Raw genomic sequence first — 13,005 nt, forward strand, 5'->3', positions numbered from 1 at the left:
GTTCAGCCCACGATGTCCGCGTAGCCCTCGATCTCGCGCGGGTCCCGCAGGCCGGGGCCCGTGTAGCGGGCCGAGGGCCGGACCAGGCGGCCGGTGCGCTTCTGCTCCAGGATGTGCGCCGACCAGCCGGCCGTACGGGCGCAGCTGAACATCGAGGTGAACATGTGCGCCGGGACCTCGGCGAAGTCCAGCACGATCGCCGCCCAGAACTCGACGTTCGTCGCGAGGATCCGGTCCGGACGGCGGTTGTGCAGCTCCTCCAGGGCGGCCTTCTCCAGCGCGGCGGCCACCTCGTAGCGCGGGGCGTCCAGCTCCTTCGCCGTACGGCGCAGGACCCGGGCGCGCGGGTCCTCGGCGCGGTAGACGCGGTGGCCGAAGCCCATCAGGCGCTCGCCCTTGTCGAGGGCCTGCTTGACGTACGCCGTCGCGTCCCCGGTCCGCTCGATCTCCTCGATCATGCCGAGGACGCGGGAGGGCGCGCCGCCGTGCAGCGGGCCGGACATGGCGCCGACGGCGCCGGAGAGGGCGGCGGCCACGTCGGCGCCGGTGGAGGCGATGACGCGGGCGGTGAAGGTGGAGGCGTTCATGCCGTGCTCGGCGGCCGAGGTCCAGTACGCGTCGACGGCCTTGACGTGCTTCGGGTCCGGCTCGCCGCGCCAGCGGATCATGAACCGCTCGACGACGGACTCGGCCTTGTCGATCTCGCTCTGCGGGACCATCGGGAGGCCCTGGCCGCGCGCGGACTGGGCGACGTACGAGAGGGCCATGACGGCGGCGCGGGCGAGGTCGTCGCGGGCCTGCTCGGCGGAGATGTCGAGGAGCGGCTTGAGGCCCCAGACGGGCGCGAGCATGGCGAGCGCGGACTGCACGTCGACCCGGATGTCGCCGGAGTGGACCGGGATCGGGAAGGGCTCGGCGGCCGGCAGGCCCGGGTTGAAGGCGCCGTCGACGAGGAGGCCCCACACGTTGCCGAAGGAGACGTGTCCGACGAGGTCCTCGATGTCGACTCCGCGGTAGCGGAGCGCGCCGCCTTCCTTGTCGGGTTCGGCGATCTCGGTCTCGAACGCGACGACTCCTTCGAGGCCCGGTACGAACTCGGACATCAGGCGGCTCCTTCTATCGATGATCGATCAACCGAACGGCGGCGGCTGGAGAAACTCAACAGTCGTCCAGCCGAAGAGTCTGTACGGTTCCGATGATGCGGGGAAGCGTGACATCCGGCACACTGCGCCGAACCGGGGACGAAGGATTGGCGCCCCGCCATGGCGGGCACACTGGGGCGCTGCGGCAGGATGGCCCCGTGACCGACGCCCTGGACCCCGCCGACATGCGCGAGCAGTACCGCACCAAGGAACTGACCGCGGCCGATCTCGCCCCCGATCCGATCCGGCAGTTCGCGTCCTGGTTCAAGGAGACCGCCGCCAGCCCGGCGATCCACGAGCCGAACGCCATGGTCGTCTCGACCGCCACCCCCGACGGACGCCCCTCGTCCCGCACGGTCCTCCTCAAGCACTACGACGACGCCGGCTTCGTCTTCTTCACCAACTACGGCTCCCGCAAGGGCACCGAGCTGGCCGCCAACCCGTACGTCTCGCTGCTCTTCCCCTGGCACCCGCTGGCCCGCCAGGTCATCGTCACCGGCCGCGCCGCCCGCACCGGCCGCGACGAGACCGCCGCCTACTTCCGCACCCGCCCGCACGGCTCCCAGCTGGGCGCCTGGGCGAGCGAGCAGTCCTCCGTCATCGCCTCCCGCGAGGAGCTCCTCGCCCGGTACGAGGAGCTGGCCGCCCGCTACCCCGACTCCGAGCAGGTCCCCGTCCCGCCGCAGTGGGGCGGCTTCCGGGTCGTCCCGGAGACCGTCGAGTTCTGGCAGGGCCACGAGAACCGCCTCCACGACCGCCTGCGGTACGTACGCGAGGACGGCTCCTGGCACGTGGAGCGCCTGGCGCCGTGACCGCCGCGACCGCCCGGTGAACGAGCCGAATAAATCGCTTGTGGGCCTCCCGGGGGGTTCGTAGGGTGTGGGCACACGCGAAAGGAGGTGATCCGGAAACATGATTTCTTTTCGGACTCGTGAGGTGACTGCGGGCTAAGGCCTGCCGTCGCACGATGTGCACCTCGGCAGGCCAGCTGCCGAAACCCAAGCAGTCACCCGACCCGTGGGCCGCCGGTCAGTCCGGCCGGCTCCCGTCCGAACCTAGGCGGACGGGACCAAGGCCCACGGGTCGTCTGCGTTTCAGGCGTCCCGCCGCCGCAGCGACCACCAGCCGGCGAGGAGCGCGGCCGCCGTCCACAGCGCGGTCACCCCCAGACCCGTCCAGGCGCCGAGCGTCCCCAGGGGCTCCTGGAAGAGGATCTGCTGCCCGGCCCGGTCCGGGAGCCACGTCGCGGCGCCCTCGGAGACCCCGCCGATGACGAAGGACACGATGAGGATGAACGGGATCAGGATGCTCAGCACCGCCGCCGCGCTGCGCAGCAGGAACGTCAGCCCCATCGAGAACAGCGTGATCAGCGCGAGGTAGAGCCCGGCTCCGAAGCAGGACCGCAGCGCGCCCGGGTCGCCGATGGCTATCGCGTACTTCCCGAGGAACGCGTTGGCCGTGAAGAACATGACGAACCCGGCCACCACACCGACGACCAGCGCGGCCGATCCCACGACCGCCACCTTCGCCCCGTAGAAGAGGTTCCGCCGCGGCACGGCCATCAGAGAGTTCCGCAGGGCGCCGTTGAGGAACTCGGAGGAGGCGGCGGTGGCGCCGAAGGAGATCGCGGCGATCTGCACGAAGTTCACCGGGTAGTAGATCCAGAACAGCGGATCTATCTCTCCGGTCTCCGCCTCCGGCTGCCCGATGGCGGGGAAGACCGCCAGGGCGATGCCGAGCGCGGCGACGAGGACGGCCAGCAGCGAGCCGAAGCTCGACCGGATCGACCGCACCTTGATCCACTCGGAGTGGAGCACGGCGGTGGGGGAGAGCGCGGACACGTCAGACCTCCTGCGGGGTAAGGGCGGTGAACTCGGCGGCGTCCGAGGTGAGGGCCAGATACGCCTCTTCCAGCGAGGCGCGCTCGTCGGCGAGTTCGAAGACCGGGATGCCCTCGCGGGCGGTGACCGCGCCGATCTCCTCGGCGGAGGCGCCCTCCACCGTCCACCGGCCGTCCCGGTCGACGGCCTCCCCGACCGTCCACCCCCGCGCGAGCAGCGTGGCCCGGAGCCGTATCGGATCGCCCGTGCGCACCCGCACCCGCGGGTGGCTGTGGGCGTCGATGAACTCCCGCATGGGCACGTCCGCGAGGAGCCGTCCCCGGCCCAGCACCACCAGGTGGTCGGCGAAGGTCGCCGTCTCGTTCATCAGATGGCTGGAGACCAGGATCGCGCGGCCCTCGCCGGCCAGCCGGCGCAGCAGCTCGCGGATCCAGACGATGCCCTCCGGGTCCAGCCCGTTCGCCGGCTCGTCCAGCATCAGCACCCGCGGGTCGCCGAGGAGCGCGGCGGCGATGCCGAGCCGCTGCCGCATGCCCAGCGAGTAGCCGCGTATCCGACGGCGGGCCGCCGACGTCAGGCCCGTCTCCTCCAGGACCTCGTCGACCCGGCGGGCCGGCAGGCCGTTGCTCGCGGCGAGGAAGCGGAGGTGGTCGCGGCCGGTCCTGGCCGGGTGCGCGGCCTGCGCGTCGAGGAGCGCGCCGACCGTCCGCAGCGGCTCGTCGAGCGTCGCGTACGGCCGGCCGCCGATGGTGGCGGTGCCCGACGTCGGCCGGTCGAGGCCGAGGACGAGCCGCATCGTGGTGGACTTCCCCGCCCCGTTGGGCCCGAGGAAGCCGGTGACGCGCCCCGGCTCGACACGGAACGTCAGCCCGTCCACGGCCCGCGCCGTGCGCCGGCCGCCGTATTCCTTCGTGAGGTTCGTGATGTCGATGCTGGTCATGGCTCAAGACTCGCGGCGCGCCGCCTCCGTGCCATCCCCTGCCCGAGGGGACCGTCTCCCCCGTGCGGGGGAGCCGCGGCCGGTCCGCCGCTGCGAGGATGGCGGGATGTTCCTGCGACCCCTGATCCGGGCGGTCACGTACACGCGGTGGCTGCATCTGGCGATCGGCGCGATCGTGCCGCTCGCCGCCGGACTCGTCTATCCCGGACTGTCCTCCCCGACCCTCGGCGACTGGCTGATCGCGGCCGCGCTGCCGATTCCGCTCGTCGCGGCCGTCGCCCTCATACCGTCGGCCCGCCGTGCCGAGGGGCTGCAGGCGCGCCTCATGCTCTTCCCCGGCAAACACGCCAGGGAGCGGAGCGCGGCCCATGCCGAGGGCGCGGCCACCGGCATCTCGGCGACCCCGTCCGTCTCCTGGGCGGACAAGGGCAGGACGGCCCTGTGGCTGGTCTTCCGCATGGAGGCGGGCCTGCTGGCGTGGCTGCTGACGATCTGGCTGCTCCAGTGCACGCTGACGCTGCTCGACACGGCGGTGGAGGAGCCGGTGATCGGTTCCCTGACCCCGCCGGCGGGCATGGGCTCGGTGGCCCTTGCGCCGCTGCCGCTGCTCGCCCTCCTCGCCGTGATCGTCGCGGGCGGCCGGCTCGACACCCGGGTCGCCCTCCGCCTCCTCGGCCCGTCGGTGAAGGAGCGGATGACGGCCCTGGAGGAGCGGACGGAGCGCCTCCTGGAGCGGAACAGGATCGCCCGCGAGCTCCACGACTCGCTGGGCCACGCCCTCACCCTGGCCGTGGTCCAGGCGGGCGCCGCCCGTGCGGCGAAGGACCCCGAGTTCACCGACCGGGCCCTCGCGACCATCGAGGAGACCGGCCGCGCAGCCCTGGAGGACCTGGAGCGGGTCCTGATGCTGCTGCGCGAGACCGGCCGCCGCCCGGCCGGCGCGAGCCCCGGGCTCGACGAGGCCGCCCGCCTCCTCGACTCGGCCCGCTCCTCCGGCGCCCGCGTGGAGGCCGAGATCACCGGGCCCGTCGAGGAACTGCCGGGACCCGTCTCCCGGGAGGCGTACCGGATGCTCCAGGAGGCCCTGACGAACGCGCTGCGGCACGCGGGCGAGGTCCCCGTCGACGTCCGCGTGGCGGCGGAGCGCAGCCGTCTCCGCCTCCGGGTCACCAACCCCCTGCCCGAGGGCAGACCCCCCGCCGTCCCCGGCTCCGGCAGCGGCCTGCGCGGCATCCGCGAGCGCGCCGCGCTCCTCGGCGGCGAGGCCAAGTCCGGCGTGAAGGACGGCGAGTGGCGGGTCTCCGTGGTCCTCCCGCTCCGCTGAACCGCCTCCCACGACCGCCTAGGCTGACCGGATGACGATCAAGGTCCTCCTCGTAGACGACGAACCCCTCGTGCGGGCCGGCCTGCGGGCCGTCCTGGAGGCACAGCCGGACATCGAGGTGGTCGGCGAGGCCGCGGACGGCGCCGCCGTCGTCCCCCTCGTCCGCAGCCTGCGCCCCGACGTCGTCGCGATGGACGTCCGCATGCCGCTGATGGACGGCATCGAGGCCACCCAGGCCGTGCTGCGCACGGTCGACTCCCCGCCCAAGATCCTCGTGGTGACGACCTTCGAGAACGACGAGTACGTGTACGGGGCGCTGCGCGCCGGCGCCGACGGCTTCCTCCTCAAGCGGGCCCGCCCGGTGGAGATCGTCCACGCGGTCCGCCTCGTCGCGGAGGGCGACTCGCTCCTCTTCCCGGCGGCCGTCCGCGAGCTGGCCGCCGCCTACGGCCAGGAACGACCCGCCAACGAAGCGCACGAGGCCCTGGTGCGGGCCCATCTGACGGACCGGGAGGAGGACGTCCTGCGCCTCATGGCCCGGGGGCTGTCCAACGCGGAGATCGCGAGCCGGCTGATCGTCGGCACGGAGACCGTCAAGTCCCACGTGAGCGCCATTCTGGCGAAACTCGGCGCCAGGGACCGCACCCAGGCGGTGATCGCCGCCTACGAGTCGGGCTTCGTCTCCCCGACCTGACCCGCGCCGGCCCGGCCCGGCCCGCCGACCTGGCTGGAACCGACCCGTCTCCCCGAATCCGTTTCGTCGAACCGGGTGTGTTCTGGGTCACGTTCCAGTTGAATGGCCCCCATCAGGGGGGTTACCGGGGGGAGTGCCAGGTGAGTGCCTTCACGGGGTCCACGCGGGACACCGCTTCCGTGCCGAGCGAGGACGGCGACCTGCTCGCCGCGCTGCTCGACGGGATGGACGCGGCGCTGTGCGCGCTGGACGCGGACGGGACGGTGACGCACTGGAACCGCGAGGCCGAGCGGATCCTCGGCTGGTCGGCGGCGGAGGCCGTGGGGCGGCGCGGGTTCGACGGCTGGGCGGCGCGCAGCGCCGACGCGGAGGAGACGCTCGCCCGCCTCATGGGGGCGATGCGGACCCCCGGACGGCAGGTCCACGAGCTCGCGCTGCTCCGCAAGGACGGCGGCCGGGTCCTGGTCCGCAGCCAGTCCGCCGGGGTGCGGGGCGCCGACGGGCGGCCCGCCGGCGTGTACTGCGCCTTCAGCGAGGTGCACGCCCAGATAGACCTGGAGCGGTCGATCGCGCTCAGCGAGGCCCTCTTCGACGACGCGCCCTGGGGCGTCGTCCTGATCGACGCGGACCTGCGCCCGGCGGTCGTCAACGGCTACGCGGCGAACGCCATCGGCACGGGCCGGACGACCCTGCTCGGCCGCCCCCTCGGCGATGTCGTCGCCCGGGGCGTGGAGGAGTTGGAGGGCGCCCTCCAGCACGTGCTTGCGGAGGGCGCCCCGCCGGCCCCGGCGGACCTGTGGGTGACGCTCGCGTCGACCTCGGGCGCGGGTGCGGGGGAGCGGCGGCGCTGCTGGCGCAGCGGCTTCGTACGGCTGTCGTCGCCGATGACGGAGGAGCCGGCGCCGCTGGGTGTGGCGTGGCTGTTCCAGGACGTGACGGCGGAGCGGCTCGCGGCCCGGGAGGCGGACCGGACCCGCTTCCGCTGGAGCCAGCTGCACCGCGCGGGCGTGGCGGCGGCCGAGTACGCGGATCCGGCGGAGGCGGTGGCCGTCCTCCTCGACTTCGCGCTGGCCGGCTTCGCCGACCACGGTCTCGTGGACCGGGTGGCGGGCGACCGGCGGCTGACGCGCGCGGTGGCGTCCCCGGCGGGCGCCCCGGACGCGGACGGCCTGGGCAGCGGCTTCGAGGGCGGTTTCCCGCAGCGCTACGGCACCGATCACCCGGCGCTCCAGGCGTGGGACCGGGCGGGTTCGGTGCGGGTGGACGCGGGCCGGGACGCGGCGGAGTGGGCGGCGGCCCGGCACTGGCCCGCGGACACCGCGCACGCGCTGTGCACGGCCCTGCGTTCCCGGGGCCGTACCGTCGGCGTCCTCACCTTCCTGCGGACGGCCGCCCGGGGCGCCTTCGACCGCCAGGACGCGCTCTACGCGGAGACGGTCGCGGCCCGGGTGGCGGCGGCACTGGACGTACCGCCGCTCGGCTGAACGCCGGGGCCGCCGCTCGGCCGAACCCCGGCCCCGCCCCCGTACGCGCGCGTGGGCGGCGGCAGGCGTCGGTGCCGGTACAGGCGCGGGTGCGGGTGGGGGTGTCAGTGCCGGTAGAAGATCCGGTCCGCGTACTCGGTCATCACGCGGCCGTTCCACTCGTGCCCGCCGTCCACGTTCCCGGAGCGCAGCAGCGGCGGCTCGACGCCGCGCCGGACGAGCTCCTCGGCGGCGGCGGCCATCGTCGCCTGCATGAGGGCGCTGGTGACGACGGTGGAGGCGGGGGCGAACGGCGCCTCGATGCCCTCGTGGGCGAGTTCCGCGTCGCCGACCGCGATCCGGGAGTCGAGGACGATGTCGCAGTGGTCCTTGAGGTACGTCCCGGAGACGTGCCGCGACTTCGTCTCCGTCGCGTACGCCACCGAGGTGACGCCGATGACGGTGAGGCCCAGCGCGCGGGCGTTCATGGCCATCTCGACGGGCAGGGCGTTGCGGCCGGAGAGGGAGATGATGAAGAGCACGTCGCCGGCGGAGGCGGGGGAGGAGTCGAGGACGGCCCCGGCGAGCCCGTCGACGCGCTCCAGGGCGGAGCCGAGCGTCGCCGGCATGACGTCGACGCCGACGACGCCGGGGACGACGAGCAGGTTCATCAGCGCGAGCCCGCCGGCCCGGTAGACGACGTCCTGGGCGGGCAGCGAGGAGTGCCCGGCACCGAACGCGAAGAGGCGGTTGCCGTTCGCGACGGCCTCGGCGACCGCCGCGCCGGCGGCGGCGATCTCGGCGGAGTCCCCGTCGCGCACCTCCTGCAGCAGCCCGATCGCGGCGTCGAAGAACTGTCCGGCCAGCTTGCTCTCGCCCATGTGAGGAAGCTCCTTCTCGTCGAGGTCGCCGATCACGGTGCGGTCTGGACCATTGCTCTGTCAATACTGCCTCCGCCGCCCCGGTGCCCTCAGTTGTCCCGCTCCGGGGCGGGGGCCACCCGCTTGTCGCCCCGATGCGTAAGAATTGGGGCAGGGCCAGCGCACGACTCATCGAGGGGCACGAATGTCCGGACTGATCGACACCACGGAGATGTATCTCCGCACCATCCTGGAGCTGGAAGAGGAAGGTGTGGTCCCGATGCGTGCCCGGATCGCCGAGCGGCTCGACCAGAGCGGCCCCACGGTGAGCCAGACGGTCGCCCGCATGGAGCGGGACGGCCTGGTCGCCGTGGCGAGCGACCGCCACCTGGAGCTGACCGAGGAGGGCCGCAAGCTCGCGACGCGCGTGATGCGCAAGCACCGCCTCGCCGAGTGTCTGCTCGTCGACGTGATCGGCCTGGAGTGGGAGCAGGTCCACGCGGAGGCGTGCCGCTGGGAGCACGTGATGAGCGAGGCCGTGGAGCGCCGCGTCCTGGAGCTTCTGCGCCACCCGACGGAGTCGCCGTACGGCAACCCGATCCCGGGCCTGGAGGAGCTGGGCGAGAAGGCCGAGGCCGAGTCCTTCCTCGACGACTCGATGGTCTCGCTCGCGGACCTGGACGCGAGCGAGGGCAAGACGGTGATCGTCCGCCGCATCGGCGAGCCGATCCAGACGGACGCCCAGCTCATGTACACGCTCCGCCGCGCCGGCGTGCAGCCCGGCTCGGTCGTCTCCGTGTCGGAGTCGGCGGGCGGCGTTCTCGTCGGCAGCAGCGGCGAGGCCGCGGAGCTGGACGCGGAGGTCGCGGCGCACGTCTTCGTCGCGAAGCGCTGAGCTTCCACCGCGGTGGACGTGGGGCCGGGAGCGCGGAAGCGTCCCGGCCCCGTCACACGTAGGGGGCGAGTGCGCCCCACAGGCCGAGCGCGAGGACGCCTCCGCCGGTCAGCAGGCCGAGGGCGTGCTTGACGACGGTCACGTAGGCCGGCTCGGAGGCGGCGTGTCGCGTCGTGGGGGCCTCGGGGTCGTACACGACGTGGATCTCGTTGGTGGGCCGGTTCGAGCCGTAGGTGGTGTTCGTCTCGTTGCCGCTCACGTCGGTGAACTTGTAGTAGCTCGCCTTCCTGCCGTTCGGGTGGTACGCCCGTGTGGCGACGACGGTGATGCCCCGGCGGGCGAGCAGCAGCCGGTCGCGGGCGCTGCTCGCGGCGGCGAAGGTGCCGAGACCGCCGATGAGCAGACCGGGCACCGCGCCGAACGCCGCCATGCCCATGCCCGGGCCGTGGGCGGCCCCGGTCCACCAGACGTACGCCACGTAGGCGCCGACGAAGCCGACGGCGCCCAGCCAGACCGCCCACACGGGGATCCAGGCGGGGGCCTCCTCGGTGGTGACGAGGGCGCTGCCCGCGGGGTCGCGCTGCTCGGGCAGGGCCTCGGTCACGGCGGCGTGGAAGGCGGGCGCGGAGTACGCGTTGCCCTCGGGGAGGGTGCGGGTGGCGCCGTCGGTGAGGACGAGGACGAGTGAGGTCGCGCCGGTCCGGCGCACCTCTTCGACGGCGGCGAGCGGCACGGTGGTGATGGCCCGATCCTGTTCGATCGTGAGGTGACCGTCTCTCAGGATCGCGATGTGGTGGCCTTTTGCGAGGACTTGGGGACTGCGCATGCCCCTGTCGACCAGCGGGACGGGGGACCGGTTGTGCGGCCGGCGGTCACGAATGGGCCACGGTCAGGCGACGGGTTCGCCGTGCGCCCCGTTTTACGCCGGAATGGCCCCGCGCGTGCCCTCGGCGTGCCAGGCTGGAACGAGCTGCGTGCGCTGCGTGATGCGCGGAAGGGTGGGGCCATGGGTTCGACAGGGGCCGTACGCCGACCGACGCGCGCCCGGGGAAGCACTTCTGACGGCCCGTCCGGCACCGCCGTGTCGGGTGTGCGGGTGTCCGGAGCGAGGGCGTCCGGAACGGCAGAGGGCCCCGGCGCCTCGCGGCGCCGGGGCCTGCCCTCCCCTGTTCCGACCTGGAGCCCCGAGCTCTCAAGGTCGGTCCCTTCGGACCGTTTTCCCCGAGCGGTCCGCCTCCCGTTGAAGATCTCCCCTCGGCAGCGCGCACCAATCCTTGAGGCCTGTCACTCGAACGAGGGGTGTTGGGTGGCAGAAGCGCATTTTCGAATGTGGGTTCGATAGTCTGGCGGGGTTCGACAGGAAAGAGGGGGTGCCAGACATGGCGCGACGACTCGACGTCACCGGAGCCGACGGCATCCGGCTGGCGGCCTGGGACTTTACGGCGGAAGGCGCGGCCCGGGACGGGACCGCGTCCGAGGCCCGTGCGTCCACGCGTGCACACACCCATACGCCCACGCGTACGCCCGCCGTGAGCATCACCCGCCAGCCCACCGGCCCCGAGGACCGCCGCGTCCCTCCCCGCCGGTCCGGCGCCCCGGTCTTACTGCTCCACGGCCTGATGGGCCACGCGGGCCACTGGGCCCCCGCCGCGGCCCTCCTCGGCGCGGGACACCGCACGATCGCGCTCGACCAGCGCGGCCACGGAGCGAGCGAGAAGCCGCCCGCCGGACCCTTCACGCGCGAGGCGTACGTGGCGGACGCCGCGGCCGTCATCGAGCGGCTCGGGCTCGCCCCCGTCACCCTCGTCGGCCACTCCATGGGCGCGCTCACCGCCTGGCAACTGGCCGCCGAGCGGCCCGACCTGGTCCGCGCCCTCGTCATCTGCGACATGCGGGCCTCCGCGCTCGGCGCGGCCTCGCAGCGCGCCTGGCGGGACTGGTTCGACCGCTGGCCGTCGCCCTTCCCGTCCCTGGAGGCCGTCCACCACTGGTTCGGCGCGGACGACCCGTGGGTGGAGACGCCGAACCCGGCGCGGGGCGCCTTCTTCGCCGAGGTGATGGCCGAACGTCCCGACGGCTGGCGCCCGGTCTTCGACCCCGCCCAGATGCTCACCTCCCGCGAGACCTGGGTCCACGACGCGCACTGGGACTCCCTCGCCCAGGTCCGCTGCCCCACCCTCGTCGTCCGCGGCCTCGACGGCGAACTCGGCCGTGCCGAGGCCCAGGAGATGGTCCGCGTCCTCCCCCACGGCGCGTACGCGGAGATCCCCGACGCGGGCCACCTCCTCCACTACACCCACCCGGAGGCCTGGGCCGAAGCGGTGACGCCCTTCCTGGCCGGCGTCCTCACCACCTGACCGCCACCGGCCGCGGAGCGGTCCGGTCCGCGGCTCGGGGAACCCCCTCGCGTCCCCGCCGACGGACGCGGTAGCGTCCTCCCACGGCGCGTCGAGCGGTACGTCTCCGCGCCTCCCATCACGAGGAAATACAGGGACACAAGGGAACGCATGCGCATATCTCTGCGCCGGCGCGTGGCCACCGCGGTCACGGCGCTCGGCCTCACCACGCTCGGCGTCCTCGGCCTGGGCGCGGCCCCCGCCCAGGCAGAGCCGAGCGACTGCCCGAAGGGCTACTTCTGCGCCTGGACGACGGCGCACGCCACGGGCACCATGCTCAAGACCACCACGAGCATGCCGACGCTCGGCGCGTGGGACAACAAGATCAACGCGGTCTCCAACCGCACGAACATGTACGCGTGCGGCTACGACGAGCCCAACTACAAGACCTCCTACTGGAGCGTCGGTACCCGTGAGCCCGACCCGGGCGGCACGGAGTGGGGGTACATGGGCCTGAACTCCATGAGCTCGCTGAAGCTCGTCCCCACGTACCGCGAGTGCACGGGGCCCGCCTACCCGAACTGGTACGTCTTCTCCGACGCCTCGACCCGGTCCTCCTTCGCCAACCTCGACGGCAACCTCCGGTCGGACCTCCTGGTCCGCGACAAGGTCGGCCGCCTGTGGTTCCTGGGGGGCGACGGCAGCGGCAAGCTGGTGGGCCCGGGCTGGAACGCGATGAACGCCCTGACGCGGCACGGTGACTTCTCGGGTGACGGCAAGGAGGACGTGATCGCCCGCGAGGCGTCCACCGGCAGGCTGTGGCTGTACAAGGGTTCCGGCACGGGCTTCGTCGGCTCGCGCGTGCTGATCGGTTCGGGCGGCTGGAACGCGATGAACCACCTCACCGCCTTCGGCGACCTGTCCGGCGACGGTCGCTCCGACGTGCTGGCGGTGGAGAAGTCCACGGGCAAGTTGTGGATGTACCCCGGTACGGGCACCGGCCTCGGCGCCCGCAAGCTGCTCGGCTCCGGCGGCTGGAACGCGATGAACGCACTCGTCGCCCCCGGTGACATGAACGGCGACGGCCGGCCCGACCTCCTGGCCCGCGAGGCGTCGACCGGCAAGCTCTGGCGCTACCCGACCAAGCCCGGGGCCCTCGGCTCCCGGGTCCTCGTCGGCGCCGGCTGGAACGCGATGAAGACCTTCGTCGGGATCGGCAACATCGAGTACGGCGAACCCAACGACCTGCTGGCCATCACCGGCAGCGGCGCCCCGGCGTCGCTCACGGGCGGCAACTGCTACGGAGCCGGCTGCATGCTGGTGTACACGGGCCGGGGCACCGGCGGCCTGAACGCGGGCTCCCACCACGACAGCGACTACAACTGGGACGACATGAACGCCGTCTTCTAGCGGCGCGTTCCACGCGCCCCACGCCACAGGGCCTCCGCCCCCTTGCCGGGACGGAGGCCCTGCGCGTCGTGCGCCGCTGTCACATCCGGCGCCGCCGCGC

At 73.2% G+C, this 13,005-nt stretch carries 12 protein-coding genes; 7 read left to right on the forward strand and 5 right to left on the reverse strand.

Features of this window, described 5'->3' with window-relative positions:
• Nucleotides 1–2: 2 nt before the first annotated feature.
• Nucleotides 3–1,103, reverse strand: a complete 1,101-nt coding sequence (locus tag ABZ621_RS05165) for a citrate synthase 2 (protein WP_360600870.1) — start codon at nt 1,101–1,103, stop codon at nt 3–5.
• A 224-nt stretch (nt 1,104–1,327) separates the two neighbouring features.
• On the opposite strand from ABZ621_RS05165, the gene pdxH reads away from it, so the two are divergent.
• Complete coding sequence (gene pdxH / locus ABZ621_RS05170) at nt 1,328–1,954, forward strand: pyridoxamine 5'-phosphate oxidase (protein WP_360601585.1); 627 nt, start codon at nt 1,328–1,330, stop codon at nt 1,952–1,954.
• Between the two features lie 282 nt (nt 1,955–2,236).
• On the opposite strand, the gene ABZ621_RS05175 is transcribed toward pdxH, so the two are convergent.
• Nucleotides 2,237–2,983 carry an ABC transporter permease gene (locus tag ABZ621_RS05175; RefSeq protein WP_360600872.1) on the reverse strand — a complete coding sequence of 249 codons (747 nt, stop codon included), beginning with the start codon at nt 2,981–2,983 and terminating at the stop codon, nt 2,237–2,239.
• Nucleotide 2,984: 1 nt separating this feature from the next.
• Entirely contained in the window at nt 2,985–3,923 is a 939-nt protein-coding gene (locus tag ABZ621_RS05180; protein WP_360600874.1) for an ATP-binding cassette domain-containing protein, read from the reverse strand.
• A 106-nt stretch (nt 3,924–4,029) separates the two neighbouring features.
• On the opposite strand from ABZ621_RS05180, the gene ABZ621_RS05185 reads away from it, so the two are divergent.
• The 3 genes from ABZ621_RS05185 (at nt 4,030) to ABZ621_RS05195 (ending at nt 7,425) form a co-directional block, all read left to right on the forward strand.
• Nucleotides 4,030–5,247, forward strand: a complete 1,218-nt coding sequence (locus ABZ621_RS05185; RefSeq protein WP_360600876.1) for a histidine kinase — start codon at nt 4,030–4,032, stop codon at nt 5,245–5,247.
• A gap of 31 nt (nt 5,248–5,278) precedes the next feature.
• Nucleotides 5,279–5,941 (forward strand): response regulator transcription factor, encoded by a 663-nt coding sequence (locus ABZ621_RS05190; RefSeq protein ID WP_360600878.1) that lies wholly within the window; start codon nt 5,279–5,281, stop codon nt 5,939–5,941.
• Between the two features lie 140 nt (nt 5,942–6,081).
• Nucleotides 6,082–7,425 (forward strand): PAS domain-containing protein, encoded by a 1,344-nt coding sequence (locus ABZ621_RS05195; RefSeq protein WP_360600880.1) that lies wholly within the window; start codon nt 6,082–6,084, stop codon nt 7,423–7,425.
• A gap of 104 nt (nt 7,426–7,529) precedes the next feature.
• On the opposite strand, the gene ABZ621_RS05200 is transcribed toward ABZ621_RS05195, so the two are convergent.
• Nucleotides 7,530–8,285 (reverse strand): SIS domain-containing protein, encoded by a 756-nt coding sequence (locus tag ABZ621_RS05200; protein WP_189948579.1) that lies wholly within the window; start codon nt 8,283–8,285, stop codon nt 7,530–7,532.
• A 184-nt stretch (nt 8,286–8,469) separates the two neighbouring features.
• Between ABZ621_RS05200 and ABZ621_RS05205 the strand changes: the two genes are divergently transcribed.
• Nucleotides 8,470–9,159 carry a metal-dependent transcriptional regulator gene (locus ABZ621_RS05205; protein WP_359528189.1) on the forward strand — a complete coding sequence of 230 codons (690 nt, stop codon included), beginning with the start codon at nt 8,470–8,472 and terminating at the stop codon, nt 9,157–9,159.
• Nucleotides 9,160–9,211: 52 nt separating this feature from the next.
• Here ABZ621_RS05205 and ABZ621_RS05210 read toward each other — a convergent pair whose 3' ends face one another.
• A complete protein-coding gene (locus ABZ621_RS05210) occupies nt 9,212–9,985 on the reverse strand; it encodes a hypothetical protein (protein ID WP_360600882.1) in 774 nt (257 codons plus the stop codon).
• A 553-nt stretch (nt 9,986–10,538) separates the two neighbouring features.
• On the opposite strand from ABZ621_RS05210, the gene ABZ621_RS05215 reads away from it, so the two are divergent.
• On the forward strand, nt 10,539–11,516 hold the full coding sequence (locus tag ABZ621_RS05215; RefSeq protein ID WP_360600884.1) for an alpha/beta hydrolase: 978 nt from the start codon (nt 10,539–10,541) through the stop codon (nt 11,514–11,516).
• A 150-nt stretch (nt 11,517–11,666) separates the two neighbouring features.
• Complete coding sequence (locus ABZ621_RS05220; RefSeq protein ID WP_360600886.1) at nt 11,667–12,905, forward strand: FG-GAP-like repeat-containing protein; 1,239 nt, start codon at nt 11,667–11,669, stop codon at nt 12,903–12,905.
• Nucleotides 12,906–13,005 lie beyond the last annotated feature (100 nt).

The organism is Streptomyces sp. NPDC007863, from assembly GCF_040633895.1.
Lineage (GTDB): Bacteria > Actinomycetota > Actinomycetes > Streptomycetales > Streptomycetaceae > Streptomyces.